Here is an 18,616-nt window from a genome sequence, read left to right on the forward strand (position 1 = left end):
CCTATTCCTCGTCATGCTCGACAAGGATGGAACGGGAATCTTTGTCGCGAATGGCAATGACCGTACCGCGGATCAGATAGGCCACCGGATCGCCGGCGCAGCTTTTGACCAGCGGAATCAGCTCGGTGCCCTGAACTAACCCGATATCCTGCAGGCGGGTGCGGATCGAACCGGTGCTGTTGAGCTGGGTGACTTTGCAGCGCTTACCCAACGGGATCTGATTTAATGAACATTGGACGATACTCATAGTCAATTCCTCCTTTAAGTTGGTCATGGGAAAGCTTGTTTCCCACTACCAACTTATGTGAAGGGAAAGCGTGCTGCTAGGCTTACGGAACAGCCTGCAAAAAGAAAGGGGGAAAAAGCGGACTTCGATGCGCTGAATGATGAAGGAATTCTTACAATTTCTTTGTTCGCTGAAAGAACGAAAAACGGGATGATATAATTTTATAAAGAAAGGGGAATTCAAAAGCCATGAAGAAAACAAGGGTACTGGAATCCAAAACGCTGACCGTGCTGCTTTTGCTTGTGATTCTGGGCAATGTTATTGGAATAGTCAGCACGCGCCGGCATCAGTTAACGCCGACGGATTACCGGCACTGCGGTGTTTTTGAGTTCAGCGGAGCAAATGGGAGCGGCCATGTTGAATTTACCAATGCCGAGTCTTCTTATAATATTACACGGCAGGGGGAATTCTGCGCCAATATGGAATTCTTCGCAAAATCAGAAACCGGGCTGGTTCCGATCTCGGCGCTGAATCGGCTGCATAACGGTGATTCGCTGCTTGTGATTCCGGTTTATGATTCAGTGTATGCCGAACTGCTGAAGGTCAAGCCGGACACCTCGCCTCTGATGCTGCAAGTGGAAGGTCTGTCTGAAGGGCTGACAGAGCGGGATCCGCGGCTGGAGGCTCAGAAAGCGGAGATTCTGCGGATCCTGACGCCGCACTTTACGGGACAGCCCGACTGGATTACATATGCCTTGCGCACAGACGAGCAGGGCGAAGTGAATATGATCATCATCTTTGAGGATCTGGACACTGAACAGATTTATGCCGTGGAGGTCACGGGCGCCTATTTTGACGAGCAGGATGTTTTCCATTTTGGAGAAAAAGAATTGCGCCTGGCTGACGTCCGGGAATTTGAGCGGCAGGCTGCTGCGGATTCGACCTGGATCTGGGGGAATGGAAAGGGATTGGCGAGCGAATGAAACAAAAAGGAATCAACCTTGTGCTTCTGGCTGTTGCGGCGTTAACGCTGGTTTTGCTTGGACGCAGCGTGATGCAGGAACCGGTAGTGGCAATCAGCCGCGAAGTGTGGGAATATTATCATACATCCGTATATTCAGGATATCCCTCGACGCCCAATCGAAGAGAATGGAATCCGCGGCTGCTAAAGGACGATCTGCGCTATGCCCGGCAGGCAGGCGATCTGGAATGGCTCGATCAGCTCAAACGTGTCCAGGCCGCGTCCCGCTGTCAGACACCCCGGTATAACTGGTATCCGGCATGCAATATCCTGCTGACCGACGAACCGCGGATACAGGGATCAATCCCTTTATTGACCCGGGAAGAAGCGCAGACGCCGGACGTCCAGGCCGCGCTGGAGGAAATCCTGTTTCGCTTTGCCAGCCTGCGCTATAAACAGAATCCCGAAGGAACATTGACGATTGAAAACGCATATTTTATTGATTCAGAGCTGGGCAATACGGCTCAGCTGTTCGCCTGGGTGAGGGAGGATTTGGGGGAATCGGAAGAAACGAAAACCTTCGTTTTAGTGATCCACAATCTCCATCAGGCAGAAAACCGCTGGGTTTACTGGAATGATCACTATGGTTACAGTTCTGATTTTTGCGATCTTGTCCTTCCGCCTGACGAGGACTGGCCGGAATATCACGCGACCCCGTTGCCGCTGATCGAAGGTGCTTCGATGCGGTTCGATGAAATGGAATGGATGCTCGGCCGTTTGTAGACGAGAAAAAGGTGAAAACGCCTCTTTCTAAAACGATCATTCTTCTCTATTGCGATTTTTGGATAGGGCATTCAACGAACTGCGATTATTGGAGGTACTGATGAAAAATGAATTGCGATTTTTCAAGGATCGCTGGATTTCACAAAAGAATCGGTTTGCGCAAAACTTTGTAAAACATAATCTGACGTCCACAAGCTGACAATTAAAAAACCAGACCGGCACAGTGCGATGACTGCGGCAGTCTGGTTTTGTCGTTTTGATCTGGAAATAACAGAAATGAAACAGCGTGGGGACTTCCTTTATTTGCCCGCGTTTTTCGCAGCGTTTGTGCCTGCGGTATAACCGGAGAAATTGGCCCATCCCTGCATCATCGCCGTCATGGAATCCGCGCCGTTCGCGCCGCCGACAACGCAGCCTGCGCCATAGAGATTAGCGATCGGATTGCCTTCCGCATCCACAATCTGGAGATTTTCGTTTGCTTTTAAGCCGCCCAGCGTCGTTGCGAAACGCGGCTTCTGTTCGACGATGACATAGGTTCCTTCTTTTAAAGCTACCGGATCCGGTTTGTCAAACTGTGTGTCTTTTCCGGCGGCGCACATCTCGTTGTAGTTAGCGACCGTCGCGGCTAAGCCTTCTGCGTCGATGCCCATCTGGCCTGCCAGCGCGCTCAAATCTTCACCTTTGACGATAATCGGCTTGCCATTGTTGGAAACTGAATACCAGTCCTCGATCGAAGCTTCCGAAGGGATTAACTTATCTTCCACAGATTTGGCAAGATAGGCGGCATAGGCGTCTTCATCCATGACCAGATAAAGAATTTTATCTTCCTGAGCCACGGTAGCATTAGTGATGTCGCTTAATGTGCCGACTTCGCTGACTACGCGTTCACCCTTGGAGTTGACATAAATCGCACCGTGGCCGTTGGTCGCTGCCGTCGAACTGGCGGTGGCGGCTAACCCCTTGGTCGGGAGCTTTTCAACACCCTGCGCGTAAACCTTGACTAAATCCAGATTGATCGTCGCCGCGCCGACTTCTTCACCCATGACCAAGCCATCGCCGGTGTCGCTGTCGCGGCCATAGAACAGATATCCATCCAGCGATTTTGGAAGCAGCTCCTGGTTCGCGCCGAAGCTGCCGGTCGCCAGGACGACGGATTTCGCGTTGAAGGTGACTTCCTTGCCTGCCGCATCCGTGCCCACAGCGCCGATCACCGCGCCGTTGTCATCCGTGAGAAGCTTGGATGCCCGCACATCGGTGAACAGCTGACCATGATTTTGTGCCAGCAGCGTCTGCATCTGATCCAGGAAGGAAACGGAACGTCCGACAACGCCGATCTGCCGGGAAGCGGAATGATCCGGATACTGCGTTGCGGCCGCGTCATAAGCAATTTTTAAATCGTCGGTCAGCCAGTCGATGCACTCGCCGATGTTGTCCGCAAGCAGTCTGACCAGCACCGGGTCGTTCTTTTCCAATCCGACCTTCATGATATCTTCATACAACAAATCGGAAGAATCCTGCGTTTCATTCAGGACTTCTTTTTGAATCCGGGAATTGGTGGCAACCATCGTGCCGGCATTTAAGACCGTATCGCCGCCGATGAAGCCGTTCTTTTCCAGACAGATGACATTCGCTCCGGTCTGAGCGGCCCGTACGGCGGCCGTAATGCCGGATCCGCCTCCGCCGATGACCAGCACGTCGCAGTCATAGCTGTCGTTGAGTGCTTCCGCCGCGACTTCGGTGTTGAAACGGGTATTCAGATCTGCGCCAGCCTGAGTCAGCGCGTCTTTGACCGCGGAAATAAAGGTGGCGCTGGTGATCGTCGCTCCGGTAATCGTATCCAGATTGACGGTTTGGTTGGCGATGATCTCATCGGTCAGCTTTTCCATTGCATTGGTGCCGATTCCGGCCGTCTCCGACGATTCAACGACGTTGATTGATTCGATCGCCTGATCGCTGACCGTCACTTCAATCGTGATCGGCGCGTTGTGGCCGGTGACGGTCGCAGTATAGGTTCCCGGCGTCAGCGCGGCGGCTGAGGTATCCGGGGTTGGCGTGCCGGCGTCGCCGTTGTTGCCGCAGCCGGCGGCTGAAGCAGCGAGCACCAGACATAAAGCCAGTTTAAGAAGCTTTTTCATTGTCTTTCCTCCTCTTACAATGCAACAAGATAATAATTTAACAATGTGTTGAAAATATTTTGTTTTTGACACAGTTTTGACGCAATTCTGTTGTTTGTTATAATAAAAACGGGAGAACAAACATGAAAACGATTTTAATAGTGGATGATAACGAATCGATCTGCAACATCTTATATCATTATGGTAAAGAAGCCGGCTACACGATGGTAATCGCGCATACTGGTCAGGAAGGACTTACCTATTTTACCAATTACAAGCCGGATGTCATCCTTCTAGACGTGATGCTTCCGGATATCGACGGCTTTGAGGTCTGCCAGTGTATCCGCAAAGTATCCCGGGTGCCGATCCTGATGATTACCGCCAAGACAGCCGATCAGGACCGCGTGATGGGATTGGATATCGGGGCTGACGATTATATTCTCAAGCCGTTTTCCTGTCAGGAGGTGATGGCACGGATCCGCGCGGTTTTGCGCAGAACAGAGGACAATCCGGAACAGGCCGATTTCGTTTATGGCAATTTAATGATTCAGGAAAGCCGGAATTTAGTCAGTCTGGACGGCAAGCCGATCAATTTGACAAAGAAAGAAATGGAGCTGCTGGTGCTGCTCGCTTCTCATCCCGGCCGGGTGTATTCCCGCGAGATTCTTCTCGATCTGGTTTGGGGATACAGTGGGGAAAGCTATGACCGGGCGGTGGATTCCTGCGTGAAGCGGCTGCGCGCCAAGCTGGACGAATATCCGCACCCCTGCTTCTCCATCAAAACGATCTGGGGCGTAGGGTACAGTTTTGCCTATGAGGAAAAAAAGCATGAGCAAGCTGACAAGTAAGCTGGTCGTTATGTTCAGCGCCGTGATTCTGAGCTATGCGGTGATTCTGGTGTATAATTTTTCGCACTTCACTGCCGACGTTCTGAATTCACATCACGTCGATATTATTTTCCGCGGCGCGGAAAACGCGGCGGAAACCTTTGAACGCATGCTTCCGGAAGACACGCGGCCGGATAACTTTATCCAGGCGGTTCGGGATACGGGAAATGCGGAATACAGTCTGGCCCTGCTTTCCGATATCAGCGATTACAGCTATTCCCTGTGCGATCAAAATGGCGAATATCTGTACTTAAACGAAGATCAGCTGATTCAGAAAAACGATATCACTTTGATCCCGGAAGCGGAAACCGTCCGGGATTCAGCGCTGGCGGGAGAAAGCTCCTGTCTTGAGTTTCCGACGGAAGAAGGGCATATCATCGCCGGGGCCGCGCCGATTCATAATAATCAGGGAGAAACTGTCGGTGTTCTTCTGATCCTGCATCAGGCCGGCGATTCCGCGGCGATGCAGTCGAAGATCAACCGTTTTCTTTTCGGGCTGACACTGGTCGTTTTACTGCTGCTTCTGTTAGTCAGCGTGTTCATGTCCTTTCATTTTACCGCGCCGATCCGGAAAATCACGCAGATTGCCAACGAGCTGGCGCATGGCAATCTGTCGATTCAAACGAATATCCATCAGAAGGATGAAATCGGACAGCTGGCCTATTCGATGGATCAGCTGGCGATTGAGTTGTGCAAAAGCAAGGAAATTCAGAGAAACGAAGCGAAAATGCACGATAATTTCCTGGCGGATATCTCGCATGAATTAAAAACACCGGTGACCGTGATTCGCGGGTCGCTGGAATCGCTGGCGGACGGGGTGATCAAGAATCCTCAGGATGTCGCCGCCTACTATCGGCAGATGTTGGCGGAAAGTCAGTACCTGCAGAAACTGATTCAGGACCTGTTGATGATCTCAACCTTGAAAACCAAGGAATTTAAAATTAAACAGGAGCCGGTTCATCTTTCCGAGGTGATGTCCGATACGGCGATGAGCGCCCGCGGCATGGCGATGAAAAAGAAAATTCAGTTTGTCACGCAGCCGCCGGAGAATGATTTCGTCATCCTGGGCGATTATGAGCTGATCCGCAAGTTGTTGATGTTGATTCTGGATAACGCGGTTAAATACACAGAATCAGGAAAATCTATTTATTATTATCAGACCGACCGCGGAGAAATTGTGATTCAGGACGAAGGCGCAGGCATGGATCAGGAAGCTCTTTCCAATATCTTTAAACGCTTTTACCGGCAGGGAAAAGGAATTGAGCGCGGCAGCTCCGGAATGGGGCTGGCAATCGCAAAAGAAATCGCCGTCCGGCATCAGATTGAGATTCAGGTTGAAAGTGCAGTGGGCGCAGGCACGACGTTTACGCTTGTTTTTCCAATAGATAAAATGCATGTTGAGAAATAACAGACGATAATGTAACCACTGATTGAAGAATTTCTTAGCATGAGAGTTTATTTCCGTAGTTCCTTAACTGATAATTAAAAAAGCATAAAAAAAAATTCCTGCCCACCCAACCGATGCATCAAACGATACCACGGACAGAACGCCCGCAGCGAAAGCGGGGACGGAATTCTTAATTATTAAATATCTGTACATGTAAAATGGCTGAGATTTTTAATTGCAGAAGCGTGATGTTTCAATGTAACCTGATATCGTATTTCGTCAATTCTTGCGTCTTCCTTCAAAGTGAGGTAGGATTAAAAACAGATTGGGAGTGATGTTATGGCGATTGAACAAGCCCGGGAATATTTAAAAGCATGGGGCTGCGCCGATCAGATCATTGAGCTGGAGCATTCCAGCGCAACGGTGGCGTTAGCGGCCAAAGCGCTGGGTACGGAGGAAGCGCGGATCGCGAAAACCTTGTCGTTTTGGGTGCAGGATCAGCCGGTGCTGGTCGTGACGGCCGGGGATCAGAAGATCGACAATGCGAAATATAAGGCGTTTTTCCATGTGAAAGCGAAAATGTTAAGCTATGAGGAAGTGGAACCGGTAATCGGTCATCCGGTCGGCGGCGTCTGTCCGTTCGGCATCCGTCCGGGAATTCCTGTTTATTTGGATGAATCGCTTCAACGGTTTGAAACGGTGTTTCCGGCCTGCGGCAGCGGCAACAGCGCGATCGAGCTGACGCCGGACCGGTTGTATGAAATCGCGCAGGCACAAGCGTGGATTAACGTGTGCAAATAAAAAAACATTCCGATCCACGTTTCCCGTTGACCGGAATGTTTTCGTTATTCTTCACGAAAGGATAACGGTTTGCATGAACCGGCAGCCTCACACTTTAAATAGGTACCGTTTTCATAGGTATAATAATCGGATTTAAATTTCTCACTTGTATAATATTGAATAAGATACGTCGTTTGCCCGTAAAGAATTGAATATCGTTTTGCGAGTTCCTCTCCGATCATTTCTTCGATTAATTCGGTAACTCTGATTTCATATTCCTGATTGCCTCCCGGCATGGCAGAGTTAAAAGGAAGGAGAACTTCGCTGTTCTGATTAAGGAGATAGCCTTCCTGAACGCGGGCCTTGATGTCGGCGGCGGTAAACGCTTTATCAATTTGTTTCAGATTATTCAATGCGGCGGTATCCGCTGCCGTTTCTGTGAAACCGGTCAGCTTGGGGACCAGCATGATTAACAAGGCCACCAGAATCGCAACAACGACAATGCATTCAATCAAAGTAAAACCATTTTTCTTTTTTTTCTCTTTCATCCTTATCACCGCATTAAGTATATCAATTTGACTGCGGTTAGTTATATTCAATTACAGTATAAAACTTTCTGATTGTGTAAAAAGGGATCAGCCGGAAATCTGGTTTGTTTTTTCAATGATCGCGTCGACCGCTTCCAGCATGGCTGAACGTAAGCCCAGGGCTTCGGCTTTTTCCACGCCGACGATCGTGCTGCCGGCTGGGGAACAGACCTGATCCTTCAAAATTCCCGGATGCAGTCCGGTTTCGCTCACCATCGCCCCGGCGCCTTTCACGGCCTGGGCTGCCATCGCATACGCCTGAGCGCGCGGAATTCCGTGTTTGACCGCGGCGTCGGCCATCGCTTCAATTATCATATAAATCAAAGCCGGGGTACTGCCGGTCAGGGCGGATACCGCGTTCATCTGCGCTTCCTCGATCACCGCGGTTTTCCCGGTCATGGCCAATAAGGAAAGCGCCAGCTGCTTTTCCGATTCCGTGACCTGGGCGTTAAACGTCAGCGCGGTAAACCCTTCCCCGACAGCCGCGCAGGTGTTGGGCAGGGAGCGGACCAGATGGACGTTTTCACCCAGGCGCCGGGCGTACCAGTCCAACGTCAAAGAAACGGCGATCGTCACGACGAGCGTTTCCGGCCGCAGCGCCGGTTTGATCTCGGCGAGCACCTCCGCCATTTTAACCGGTTTGACCGCCAGAAATAAAACGTCGCTGACCTTTGCCACTTCGGCTGAGGAATTCAGCTTCTGTGCCGGGAAATCCGTCTTTTCCGCTAAATGCGGCGAATACGCCGCCATCGCATAAGCCTGCGTTTTCTGAGTAATGCCGTGAATGATCGCCGATGCCATATTGCCTGTGCCGATCCAGCCGATTGTCGTCATAAAAAGTCCTCCTTTTTTTAGCCGGTCCTGCCGGTTTTCTTCGATTTGGTTTCATTATACAACAAACCGTCAACTTCGACCGCTCGTGAATTGTAATTATCCGGGGAAACCTTTAAAATAAAAGCAGAAAGGCCAGGTGGAAAACAATGTTTGAGAAACTCAACGAAGTCAAGGTGCTTCGCGATCCAATTCATGGCTATATTCACGTTGATCTGAAAGTGATCTGGGACTGCATCAACAGCCGCGAGGTCCAGCGGCTGAAGCGGATCCGGCAGCTGGGCGGGGCGTTTCAGGTTTATCATACCGCGGAGCATTCCCGGTTCGCGCACTCTTTAGGGGTGTATGAGATCGCCCGGCGGATGGTCGAGGAAGTCCGCGATCTGCGGGAAACGCTGAGCGAGGAGGAAAAGATTACGGTCATGGCCGCCGGTCTGCTTCATGATCTGGGGCATGGTCCGTTCTCCCATGCGTTTGAATCGGTGACGATCGCCAGGCATGAGGAAATGACGCGCCGGATTATTTTGGAAGACACGGAAGTCCATCGCGCGTTAGTCCGCTGCAGCCCATCGCTGCCGGAAAAGGTGGCGGCGGTGATCGACCACACCCATCCCAATAAAATTCTTGTTCAGATGATCAGCGGTCAGCTGGACGCCGACCGGATGGATTACCTGCTTCGGGATGCGTACTTCACCGGGACGAAATACGGGGAATTTGATCTGGAACGAATCCTGCGGACCATTCGCGTGCGCGATCATAAAATGGTCGTCAAGGAAAGCGGCATGCATTCCGTCGAGGATTACATTATGGCCCGCTATCACATGTACTGGCAGGTTTATTTTCATCCGGTATCGCGCAGCTTTGAGTCGATGCTCGCGCTGATGTTTTCGCGGTTAAAACAGCTGCGGGATCAGGACAGTCCGATTCTGGAACAAATTCCAATTTTCAACGCATTCCTCTCAGGACGCGGCGTCAGCGTCGAGGATCATTTTCTGATGGATGAATCCGCCTGCAACTACGGGTTTACGCTGCTGCGGCAATGCGCAGATCCGATCGCGGCGGATCTGGCGCGGCGGCTTTTGGACCGCGATCTGTTTCAGTCCTGCGAAATCCATACGCACGATCAGCTGGAAGCGATGCGTGCACGGTTGGTGGAAAACGGCTGGGATCCGACGTATTACCTGACCGTAGACGAAGTCCGCCAACGGCCGTATCAGCCTTATCAGGGAAATGAAAATTCGATGGTCTGGGTTTTGATGCAGGACGGCACGATTGAGGAATTATCCGATGCCTCGGTCATCGCGGCGGCACTGGTGCATGGGGAATCCAAGAATGATCTGCGGATGTACTATCCGCGGGAAATGGAGAGTGACCCTCCGGGCCGGTAAGCCTGTAAAATTCTCTGCGGAAAGATTCCAAAAGCTGGAAATCATGATATAATACGGCTGACGATCCGCGCGGTTTTCCATTCCTGCGGATCAAACACAAAAAGTAGACTTTCCCTGACAGCCCCGTAAGTCCGGAAATTTTCTGGAAACAGGGCTTTTCCTTTCGTTTTTTCGCTGTCATAAAATGTCTGATTTAATTGACAGATGTGAAAAAAGGGGGAGTTTTTAATGCGGTGGAAATGGTTGACGGAAAAAGAATACCGGAGCGAGGCCGGGCAGCGGCGGGTGAACGATCCCCGTTTTCTGGATCCAACGTTTCCCGCTTCATTTCGCCGGTGCTTTCAGGTAAAAGAAGGAAATCTGGACGTCATCGGCGTTATCAGCAAGGTCGAAAAACAGCTGATCGTGGGCGGCATTCTCGATGAAAATCCCGATGCACTGCGGCTGAGCCTTCGTTTTCATCATCGCCTGATGTGGCTGTGGGGCTTTCACAGCGGCTGGATCGGGGTTCCTTGCGGATCACTTTCAGGGCTGGCTGTCTCTGACGGCGGCTTTTTTCAGGAAGGCAATCCTGTTGGAAAAAGGAAAAAGTCCGGCCGATGCAGGGAGGGCGCATGCCGGATCGAATGGGAGAAGGATGAGGAAAGAACGGGCGTGGGCGTGCTGCGGTGTCAGATCGATCCCCAGCTTCAGATCCATCGGCTCGAAGTTCGGATTCTGACTTATAAGCAAGCCGAAGTAGCCCGGCGTGGAGAAGCCATCGCCCAGATTCATCATTGGAATCAGCTGGCGAACAAGGCCGGGACTCCGATCGACGCCGGCGGCCTGCGGTTTGTCTGGATCGGCGAGGAAGCCTGGATCAGCGCCCAACTCCCTAGCGCATATTGCGCGGATTACGAATACCTGCGCGATCAGCTGGCAAAGCAGCTGACGCAGTGGGGAAAGGTCTTGCGGCCGGACCCGGAAGTCGAGTGGATTCCCTGCCGCCGCCGTTTATTCATGCCGGTATAACAGAAAGGCGAGCAGCGCCATCTGACAGGTTAAACATGCCATGCCCGCGCTGTGATTCGCCCACAACAACGCGGGCCAGTTCATCGCTGCCCAAAGTCCAAAAAGTGTCAGAATGCCGGCCAGGCCGGTACATAACCCTCGGATCATCGCAATTCCTCCTGCCCCAGACTATGTTGCAGAAAAACGGAAGGTTCCAGAAATCGCCTTCCTTTTTTTCGTTAACAATCATTTCAGAAATAACCCGTCCAGGAAAGACGGCGTTCCGCTTACGGATCAGTGCGGCGGAACCAGTAGAGCGAACCGGCAGAGCTGGACTGTCCGCTGATCGGATCCACGCGCCGTTCCTCCAGCGCGGGGCTGAGCGTGTACCAGGGGCCGGGGGAATCCTGGGGATAAACGGTGTTGAAGATCTGCTTCCAGATCTGTTTCGGCACCCGCCGTTCCTCGTTGGTTTCCAGTTTCTCATTTTCATCATAACCGCTCCACAGCACGACGGTCATCTGCGGATTATACCCGGCGATCAGGCTGTCCCAGTCGCTGGATCCGGACTTTGCGGCCGTCGTTGTATAGGGCTCGTAGCCCAACAGGGAAGGCGTCATCACCTGCAGATTTTTGATATCGAACGGCGCCCGCAGCAGCTGGGAAAGCATCAGCGTTTCATCGCGGTGCAGCAGCTGTTTTGGATTTTCCTGGCGTTGGTAGAGGATGTTGCCGGCGTTATCGGTGACTAACCGGATCATCGACGGCTCGTCCACCAATCCCTCGGAAGCGAACGTGTTGTAAATCTTCGCCAGGTCGATCAGCGGGAAATGCGTCGCGCCCAAAGCCATCGCGGCCGTGGCTTCCTCAGATTCGATGCCGAAGGCGGCCAGACCGTCCGCCAACAGATCCATGCCCAGAAACAAATGCGTTTTCACGGCGTAGATATTATCCGACACGCCGATCGCATTGATCATCGAGATTTCCTTTTCCGGATAGACATTGCGGTAATTGGTCGGGGCATAAAACACACTTTGGGAGATCTGAAACTGGGTCGCGGTGGAAAGAAAGGTCGAGGAGGGAGACAACCCCTGCTGCAGGGCGATGTAGTAAAGCAGCGGCTTGATCGTCGAGCCGACCTGCCGGGTGGAATATAGCGCGCGGTTGTATTGGGAGGTCGTGTAGTCCCGGCCGCCGACCATCGCCAGAACGTTGAAGGTAAACGGCTCCAGAATTAATCCGGCGATCTGTTGATCGGTATCGGGCATGTGATCGTCGACGGCGTCCTGTAAAATCGTCTGCATCTGCGGATCCAGATAGGTATAGACGTTCAGCCCCTTTTCCAGCGTTTCCTGATCGAGGAAGCCCATCTCTTTCAGCTGCGTCAGCACGGCGTCCTTATAATACCCGCTGGAGCCCATGATTTTCTGGGTGGAAAAGTCCGCCAGCAGCACCGGCTGCGCTTTTGCGCTGTCGGCTTCGCTTTGGGAAAGCTTGTCGTTGTCAACCATCGCCTGCAAGACGACGGCCTGCCGTGAACGGGCGTTGTCCATCGAAATAAAAGGGGAGAATAAGGAAGGACCGTTGGGAATTCCCGCCAGCATCGCCATTTCGCCTAAGGTGCAGTCGTCCAGCTCTTTGCCGAAGAAAAACGCGGCGGCCTTCTGGATGCCGTAGACGCCATGCCCGTAATAGATGGTGTTCAGATAGGTTTCGAGAATCTGATCCTTGGAGAAATGCATCTCCAGCTTCGCGGCATACACCGCTTCCTGAAACTTTCGCGACCAGGTTTGATCGAGCGTCAGAAACAGGTTGCGCGCCAGCTGCTGGGTGATCGTCGAACCACCTTCCACGATATCGCCGTTTTCAGCGTTGACCAGCACCGCTTTGGCGATTCGGATCGGATCCAACCCGTAATGGTGATAAAAACGCCGGTCCTCAATCGAGATCACCGCGTCGATCATCGTCTGCGGGACGTCCTCCAAATTTATCCATTCGCTGTTTTTCTGGTAGGTCGATTCATAAATTAAACCGCCCTGGTTATTATAAAGACGGATCCGGCTGTCCTGTCCCAGCAGCGGGACATACGATAAATAAGCGTAGCCGTAGAAGCCCAAAAGTGCCAGTAATCCGCATAACGTCAGGACGCATCCGGCTGTGATCAGTTTTTTCATCGTCCATCACCTCGCAGGTTTATTGTGGCCCGTAGAAAGAATTTTAAACTTATTGAAATTGACTATTGACAACTATTCAACAACCGTTATAATCATAGGGAATAAAGGAAAAAGAAACATGATTTCAAAACCTAAACAAGTTCGAGTCGTACGAACAGATCTGAACACTGGCCGGGCGGAATGCCTGTGCGAATGTGCCTGCGAGGTCGTCGGCGGGAATCAGCTTTTCTACACCGAAGAACCTTCGGGCTGTCCGGTCCGGGTTGAAATACAAAGTCAAAGCATAACGATCCAACGCAAGGGTGAAGCCGTATCCACGATGTTTCTGGTGCTTCATCAACGGTCCGTATCCCGTATTCAAACGGAGTTCGGTGTTTTTGAAATCGGCAATCTTACGACCCTTCTGGAACAAACGGAGGACTGTTGGCGCGTCGCGTATGAAATCGGCGAAGCGGGACAGCCGTCCGACCGCTTCCAGATCGAATGGTTTTTTAAGGAGGCAGAAGCGTGAATCAAATTGAAACAAACCTCAAAACCTGCATCATAAACGCGGTGAAACAGGCTTTTGATCTGGATTGGGAGAGCGGCGACGTCGTCATCGAAATCCCGAAGGAAAAGATCCACGGCGATTACTCGACGAATGCGGCGATGCGGCTGACAAAGCAGCTGCGGCAGAATCCGCGGATGATCGCGCAGCAGCTGATCGATCATCTGGATCTGAAGCAGGGCTCGATTGCCAAATGTGAAATCGCGGGTCCGGGCTTCATCAATTTCTTTATGGAGAGCGCAAGTCTGGCGTCGGTGATCGGCGTCGTGCTGCAGGAAAATGAAAACTACGGACGTTCCGACGCGGGCCAGGGACTGAAGGTGGACGTCGAATATGTTTCGGCCAATCCGACCGGTGATCTGCATCCGGGCCATGCCCGGGGCGCGGCGATGGGCGATTCCGTCACGCGGCTGATGAAATTTGCGGGCTATGACGTGACGCGTGAATACTATGTGAATGACGCGGGCAATCAGATCCGCAACATGGCGCTGTCGCTGCAGGCACGTTATCTGCAGGCGTGCGGGATGGAGGCGGAGGTGCCGGAAGACGGTTACCACGGCCCGGACCTGATTAAAATCGCGCAGGATCTCAAACAGGAATACGGCGAAGAGCTGGCGCATAAGGATAAAGCAGAAACTTATTCCTTTTTCCGCCAATACGGACTGCAGGCCGAGCTGGCGAAGCTGAAAGCCGATCTGGCGGCCTTCGGCGTTGAGTTTGACGTCTGGACCAGTGAACAGAGCATTTATGACCGCGGTATGGTGGACAAAGCGCTGAACACGCTGAAAGCTCAGGGCATGACGTATGAAAGCGAAGGCGCTCTGTGGCTGCGCACAACCGATTTCGGCGACGATAAGGACCGCGTGCTCGTCAAGAGCGACGGCAGCTATACGTATCTGACGCCGGATATCGCGTACCATGTCGACAAGTTTGACCGTGGCTATGATAAGCTGATCGATTTCTTCGGTGCCGATCATCATGGCTACATTGCCCGGCTGAAGGCGGCGGTGCAGTCGCTGGGCAAAAATAAAGACGATCTGGAAGTGGACATCATCCAGATGGCCCGGATGGTGAAAGACGGCGAAGAGTTTAAGATGTCCAAGCGGACCGGCAAAGCCGTTGCTTTAAAAGATCTGGTGGAGGAAGCGGGCGTCGATGCCGTCCGGTACTTCTTCGTTTCCCGGGCTGCGGATACGCACATGGATTTCGATATCGACATGGCGAAGAAGCAGACCAACGAAAACCCGGTCTACTATGCTCAATACGCTCACGCGCGGATGTGTTCGATTCTGCGTTCGGGAGCGGACATCGCGCTTGCGGATCATTACGAACTGATCACGCACGAAAAGGAACTCGATCTGCTTAAGCACATCAACGAGTTCGCATCCACGGTCGCGGATGCCGCCAAAACCCGCCAGCCGCACAAAATGTGCAATTATATCACCCGTTTGGCGCAGCTGTTCCACACGTTCTATGCCGATTGCAAAGTTCTGGATCGGACGAACCTGGAATTAAGCGCCCAACGTCTGGCGTTGGTGAAGGCTTCTGAAATAACTCTGCGCAACGCACTGACCTTGATCGGCGTCAGCGCACCGGAAAAAATGTAAGAAAGGACTGTTTCAAAGTGTCAAATCGTTCAATGACTGATGTTGCTTATCAACTGTTAAGCAAAAAGAAAAACAGCGTCACCTTCAACAAGCTGTGGGATGAGGTTTCTCAAATCATGGGTTATTCCGAAAATGTGGCTGAACGGAAAATCGCCTCGTTCTACACGTCGATGATGCTGGACAACCGTTTTACGTCCCTGGGCAACAACAAGTGGGATCTGCGGTCACGGCATACGTATAACGAAACGCACTTTGATACCAGTGCGATCGTCCTGGAGGACGACAATATCGACGAGCTGGACGAACTGGACAGCTTCGAGGAAGACGCGGAAGTCGAAAAAGTTCCGTTTGAAGAATCAAACGACGAAAGTTTCTGATGGGGAAAGGGCAGCGCAGTCTGCCTTTTCGTTTGGAAAAAGTGATGCGCAAAGAAAACGTTTTGCGCTTTGCGCAAGCGTGTTTATCAATGGCGTTTCAGGCAAGAATCATAGCGAGTGAGGTGAAAAAGGATGAAAATGGTAGTCTGGGATTGGAATGGGACGTTATTGGACGATGTGGAGGTCTGCATCGAAACGGTCAACGCGATGCTTCGCCGGCGGCATCTGCCGCAGCTGGAAAGCGTGGATCAATACCAGAATGTGTTTACGTTCCCGGTGATCAATTACTACCGGCAGGTTGGTTTTGATCTGGAACGGGAAAGCTTTGAGGCTTTGTCAACGGAATACATGCGCGGATATCACGAACGGGCCGTGCGCTGCGGCTTGTTTGCGGATGCGGAGCCGGGGATCCGGCAGCTGCGGGAACAGGGGGTACCGTCGCTGATTCTTTCCGCTTCCCGGCAGGATCATCTGCGCATGCAGACAGAACAATGCGGATGTACGGACTGGTTCAGCGATCTGATCGGAATTTCCGATATCTATGCCCGGGAGAAGCTGAGCGCCGCCCAGGCGTGGCTGAAGAAAAATCCGCAGCCGGATCGGGAAATGATCATGATCGGGGATTCCCTGCATGACGCGGAGGTTGCGGAAGCGTTAGGCTGGGATTGCATTCTGATCGACCGCGGCCACCAAAGCCGCAGGCTTCTTGTCACTTCCGGCAAGCCGGTCGTGTCCAATATTTTGGAAGCGGTCGCGTTGATTTCCGCTTCAATAAGTGCTGGATAACCTTTTTGCCGTGGAAGAAAGCACCCGGCGGGTGCTTGTTGGAGAATGAGCAGAGGATGAATAAAGTTTCCAGTTAAAATAAAAATGCAAATGAAAAGCTGCGGCACAGAAGACTCGGATGAATCTTTGTGTCGCAGCTTTTGTTAACGATTATACAATCTTTTCTTCTGATACACCGGCTCGCATGTCAGATTCATGCCCAGCTTTTTGAATGTCGACGAATCGACTTCCGAAAGCAGCACGGTGGAATGAACTTCGCAGTCCTTCAGCTTTTTCAGCTGCTGCATCGCCAGATGGGATACCGGATTATTCGTCGCGGCAATCGCCAGGGCGATCAGGATCTCATCGGTATGCAGGCGCGGGTTATGATTGCCGAGATGCTCGACTTTCAGCTTCTGAATCGGTTCGATGACATTCGGGGAGATCAGCGGGATATTGTCGTTGATGCCGCCGATTTCCTTTAACGCATTCAGCAGTGCGGCGCTGGAGGCGCCTAACAAATTGGAAGTTTTTCCAGTGATGATCCGTCCATCGTTCAGTTCGATGGCCACGGCCGGCGCTTCGGTTTCCGCGGCTTTATTTAAGGCGGCGGTAACCACCTTGCGGTCTTCCTTTACAATCCCGGCCTGGTTCATGATCAGTTCGATTTTCTGAACGGATTCTTCCGTTGCCAGATCGCGGCGGTAATCGCACAGCGCTTGATAGTAGCGCCGCAGAATTTCATCTTCGCTGGCCCGGCGCGCCGCTTCATCGTCGATGATGCAGTTGCCGACCATATTGACGCCCATATCGGTCGGCGATTTGTACGGGGATACGCCCGCAATCTTTTCAAATAAAGTATTCAAGACCGGGAATACCTCCACATCGCGGTTGTAGTTCACCGCAGTTTCGCCATACGCTTCAAGGTGGAACGGGTCGATCATGTTGACGTCGTTGAGATCCGCCGTCGCCGCTTCATAGGCCAGATTGACCGGGTGCTTTAACGGCAGATTCCAGATCGGGAAAGTTTCAAATTTGGCATAGCCGGCTTTGATGCCTCGCTTGTAATCATGATACAACTGCGACAGGCAGGTTGCCATTTTGCCGCTGCCGGGTCCCGGGGCGGTGACGACGATCAGTTCACGGGTGGTTTCGATGTATTCATTCTTGCCATAGCCTTCGTCGGAAACAATGTAGGAAACATTGCTTGGATAGCCGGGGATCGGATAATGCAGAACGACGTTGATACCGAGATTTTCCAGTTTCTTCTTAAACAGATTTGCGGTGATCTGGCCGGCGTACTGTGCGATGACGACGCTGCCGACATACAGGTCAATGCTGCGGAAGGCGTCGATCAAACGTAAGACATCCAGATCGTAGGTAATCCCCAAGTCGCTGCGGACTTTGTTTTTCTCAATGTCCGTCGCATTGATGACGATGACGATCTCGACAGATTCCCGAAGCTCCATCAACATTTTTATTTTACTGTCCGGCTGAAATCCCGGGAGTACGCGGGAGGCATGGTAATCGTCAAAGAGCTTGCCGCCGAACTCCAGATAAAGCTTGTTATCAAATTGTTTGATGCGTTCTTTAATTTTGGCAGACTGCATCTGCACATATTTTTCGTTATCGAAAGCCAGTCTTTTCATAGTCTATACCCCTTAAAAACTCAATTTCATATTATATCAGAAAGAGATCGAGAATGCCATTGAAGAAATGGTAAAATAGGAAGGTTCTGCGAAGCGTTTAAAACAGGACGATCTGAGGGGCAGGCAGGACTGGAAAACTGACGAAACTGTCAGTGAGAACATAGAAAAAAACCCTTTCGGGTTTTTCAGTTTTTTAGAGAACTGTGACGTTAACAGCGCGGGACTTGTTGCTGCGAGCATCGTTTTCAATCTCGAAGGAAACCTTCTGGCCTTCTTCCAGTGACTTGTAGCCGCTGCCGTTGATGCCTGAGAAATGAACGAAGATATCGCCCTGGCCCTGATCATCCGTGATGAATCCGTAGCCCTTGTCGCCGTTAAACCATTTTACTTTTCCTGTACTCATTTTAAGTACCTCCTTTAGTGGGAATAAGAAGCTACTCAAGGTATAAAAAATCGCATAACTTCAGGGATTTTTGTACATTGAGTGATAATTACAATCCCGTTACGCGATCATAGCTATTGCTTAATATTACTTCTTCAGTATAACAGGTTTTAGCCCGATG

At 51.6% G+C, this 18,616-nt stretch carries 19 protein-coding genes; 11 read left to right on the forward strand and 8 right to left on the reverse strand.

Features of this window, described 5'->3' with window-relative positions:
- Position 1: 1 nt before the first annotated feature.
- Positions 2 to 247: a FeoA family protein gene (locus BQ7364_RS01860; RefSeq protein ID WP_006058412.1), complete on the reverse strand. Its 246-nt coding sequence runs from the start codon at positions 245 to 247 to the stop codon at positions 2 to 4.
- A 227-nt stretch (positions 248 to 474) separates the two neighbouring features.
- Here BQ7364_RS01860 and BQ7364_RS01865 point away from each other — a divergent pair, with 227 nt between their 5' ends.
- Together BQ7364_RS01865 and BQ7364_RS01870 are read left to right on the forward strand one after the other, a co-directional pair.
- A complete protein-coding gene (locus tag BQ7364_RS01865; RefSeq protein WP_072683132.1) occupies positions 475 to 1,209 on the forward strand; it encodes a hypothetical protein in 735 nt (244 codons plus the stop codon).
- On the forward strand, positions 1,206 to 1,970 hold the full coding sequence (locus tag BQ7364_RS01870; RefSeq protein ID WP_072683133.1) for a hypothetical protein: 765 nt from the start codon (positions 1,206 to 1,208) through the stop codon (positions 1,968 to 1,970). The genes BQ7364_RS01865 and BQ7364_RS01870 overlap by 4 nt, the downstream gene beginning before the upstream one ends.
- Positions 1,971 to 2,269: 299 nt before the next feature.
- Here the strand turns inward: BQ7364_RS01870 and BQ7364_RS01875 are convergent, their stop codons facing one another.
- On the reverse strand, positions 2,270 to 4,105 hold the full coding sequence (locus tag BQ7364_RS01875; RefSeq protein ID WP_072683134.1) for an FAD-dependent oxidoreductase: 1,836 nt from the start codon (positions 4,103 to 4,105) through the stop codon (positions 2,270 to 2,272).
- 122 nt (positions 4,106 to 4,227) lie between these two features.
- Here BQ7364_RS01875 and BQ7364_RS01880 point away from each other — a divergent pair, with 122 nt between their 5' ends.
- From BQ7364_RS01880 to BQ7364_RS01890, 3 genes are all read left to right on the forward strand, one after another.
- A complete protein-coding gene (locus tag BQ7364_RS01880) occupies positions 4,228 to 4,932 on the forward strand; it encodes a response regulator transcription factor (protein ID WP_072683135.1) in 705 nt (234 codons plus the stop codon).
- A complete protein-coding gene (locus BQ7364_RS01885) occupies positions 4,913 to 6,379 on the forward strand; it encodes a sensor histidine kinase (RefSeq protein ID WP_072683136.1) in 1,467 nt (488 codons plus the stop codon). The genes BQ7364_RS01880 and BQ7364_RS01885 overlap by 20 nt, the downstream gene beginning before the upstream one ends.
- A 318-nt stretch (positions 6,380 to 6,697) precedes the next feature.
- On the forward strand, positions 6,698 to 7,159 hold the full coding sequence (locus tag BQ7364_RS01890; RefSeq protein ID WP_072683137.1) for a YbaK/EbsC family protein: 462 nt from the start codon (positions 6,698 to 6,700) through the stop codon (positions 7,157 to 7,159).
- 44 nt (positions 7,160 to 7,203) lie between these two features.
- On the opposite strand, the gene BQ7364_RS01895 is transcribed toward BQ7364_RS01890, so the two are convergent.
- Together BQ7364_RS01895 and proC are read right to left on the reverse strand one after the other, a co-directional pair.
- Positions 7,204 to 7,737: a type II secretion system protein gene (locus tag BQ7364_RS01895; protein WP_200798744.1), complete on the reverse strand. Its 534-nt coding sequence runs from the start codon at positions 7,735 to 7,737 to the stop codon at positions 7,204 to 7,206.
- A 36-nt stretch (positions 7,738 to 7,773) separates the two neighbouring features.
- Positions 7,774 to 8,559 (reverse strand): pyrroline-5-carboxylate reductase, encoded by a 786-nt coding sequence (gene proC / locus BQ7364_RS01900; RefSeq protein ID WP_072683139.1) that lies wholly within the window; start codon positions 8,557 to 8,559, stop codon positions 7,774 to 7,776.
- Between the two features lie 146 nt (positions 8,560 to 8,705).
- Between proC and BQ7364_RS01905 the strand changes: the two genes are divergently transcribed.
- Positions 8,706 to 9,944: an HD domain-containing protein gene (locus BQ7364_RS01905; RefSeq protein WP_072683140.1), complete on the forward strand. Its 1,239-nt coding sequence runs from the start codon at positions 8,706 to 8,708 to the stop codon at positions 9,942 to 9,944.
- A gap of 228 nt (positions 9,945 to 10,172) precedes the next feature.
- Entirely contained in the window at positions 10,173 to 10,955 is a 783-nt protein-coding gene (locus tag BQ7364_RS01910) for a hypothetical protein (RefSeq protein ID WP_072683141.1), read from the forward strand.
- Here BQ7364_RS01910 and BQ7364_RS17895 read toward each other — a convergent pair.
- Entirely contained in the window at positions 10,938 to 11,102 is a 165-nt protein-coding gene (locus BQ7364_RS17895) for a hypothetical protein (protein ID WP_159432745.1), read from the reverse strand. The genes BQ7364_RS01910 and BQ7364_RS17895 overlap by 18 nt on opposite strands.
- Positions 11,103 to 11,221: 119 nt before the next feature.
- Positions 11,222 to 13,108 (reverse strand): transglycosylase domain-containing protein, encoded by a 1,887-nt coding sequence (locus tag BQ7364_RS01915; protein WP_072683142.1) that lies wholly within the window; start codon positions 13,106 to 13,108, stop codon positions 11,222 to 11,224.
- A gap of 118 nt (positions 13,109 to 13,226) precedes the next feature.
- Here BQ7364_RS01915 and BQ7364_RS01920 point away from each other — a divergent pair, with 118 nt between their 5' ends.
- The 4 genes from BQ7364_RS01920 to BQ7364_RS01935 all read left to right on the forward strand — a co-directional run bounded on the left by BQ7364_RS01920 (position 13,227) and on the right by BQ7364_RS01935 (position 16,425).
- Positions 13,227 to 13,619, forward strand: a complete 393-nt coding sequence (locus BQ7364_RS01920; RefSeq protein WP_072683143.1) for a YwiB family protein — start codon at positions 13,227 to 13,229, stop codon at positions 13,617 to 13,619.
- Positions 13,616 to 15,262, forward strand: coding sequence for an arginine--tRNA ligase (argS, locus tag BQ7364_RS01925; RefSeq protein WP_072683144.1), 1,647 nt, complete (start codon positions 13,616 to 13,618; stop codon positions 15,260 to 15,262). The genes BQ7364_RS01920 and argS overlap by 4 nt, the downstream gene beginning before the upstream one ends.
- 32 nt (positions 15,263 to 15,294) lie before the next feature.
- Positions 15,295 to 15,639 carry a DNA-directed RNA polymerase subunit delta gene (gene rpoE, locus BQ7364_RS01930; RefSeq protein ID WP_072683145.1) on the forward strand — a complete coding sequence of 115 codons (345 nt, stop codon included), beginning with the start codon at positions 15,295 to 15,297 and terminating at the stop codon, positions 15,637 to 15,639.
- Positions 15,640 to 15,771: 132 nt separating this feature from the next.
- Positions 15,772 to 16,425, forward strand: a complete 654-nt coding sequence (locus tag BQ7364_RS01935; protein WP_072683146.1) for an HAD family hydrolase — start codon at positions 15,772 to 15,774, stop codon at positions 16,423 to 16,425.
- A gap of 143 nt (positions 16,426 to 16,568) precedes the next feature.
- Here BQ7364_RS01935 and BQ7364_RS01940 read toward each other — a convergent pair whose 3' ends face one another.
- Together BQ7364_RS01940 and BQ7364_RS01945 are read right to left on the reverse strand one after the other, a co-directional pair.
- Positions 16,569 to 18,053, reverse strand: a complete 1,485-nt coding sequence (locus BQ7364_RS01940; RefSeq protein ID WP_072683147.1) for a DUF1846 domain-containing protein — start codon at positions 18,051 to 18,053, stop codon at positions 16,569 to 16,571.
- A gap of 193 nt (positions 18,054 to 18,246) precedes the next feature.
- Positions 18,247 to 18,456, reverse strand: coding sequence for a cold-shock protein (locus BQ7364_RS01945; protein ID WP_072683148.1), 210 nt, complete (start codon positions 18,454 to 18,456; stop codon positions 18,247 to 18,249).
- Positions 18,457 to 18,616 lie beyond the last annotated feature (160 nt).

Source organism: Holdemania sp. Marseille-P2844 (assembly GCF_900120005.1).
Classification (GTDB): domain Bacteria; phylum Bacillota_I; class Bacilli_A; order Erysipelotrichales; family Erysipelotrichaceae; genus Holdemania.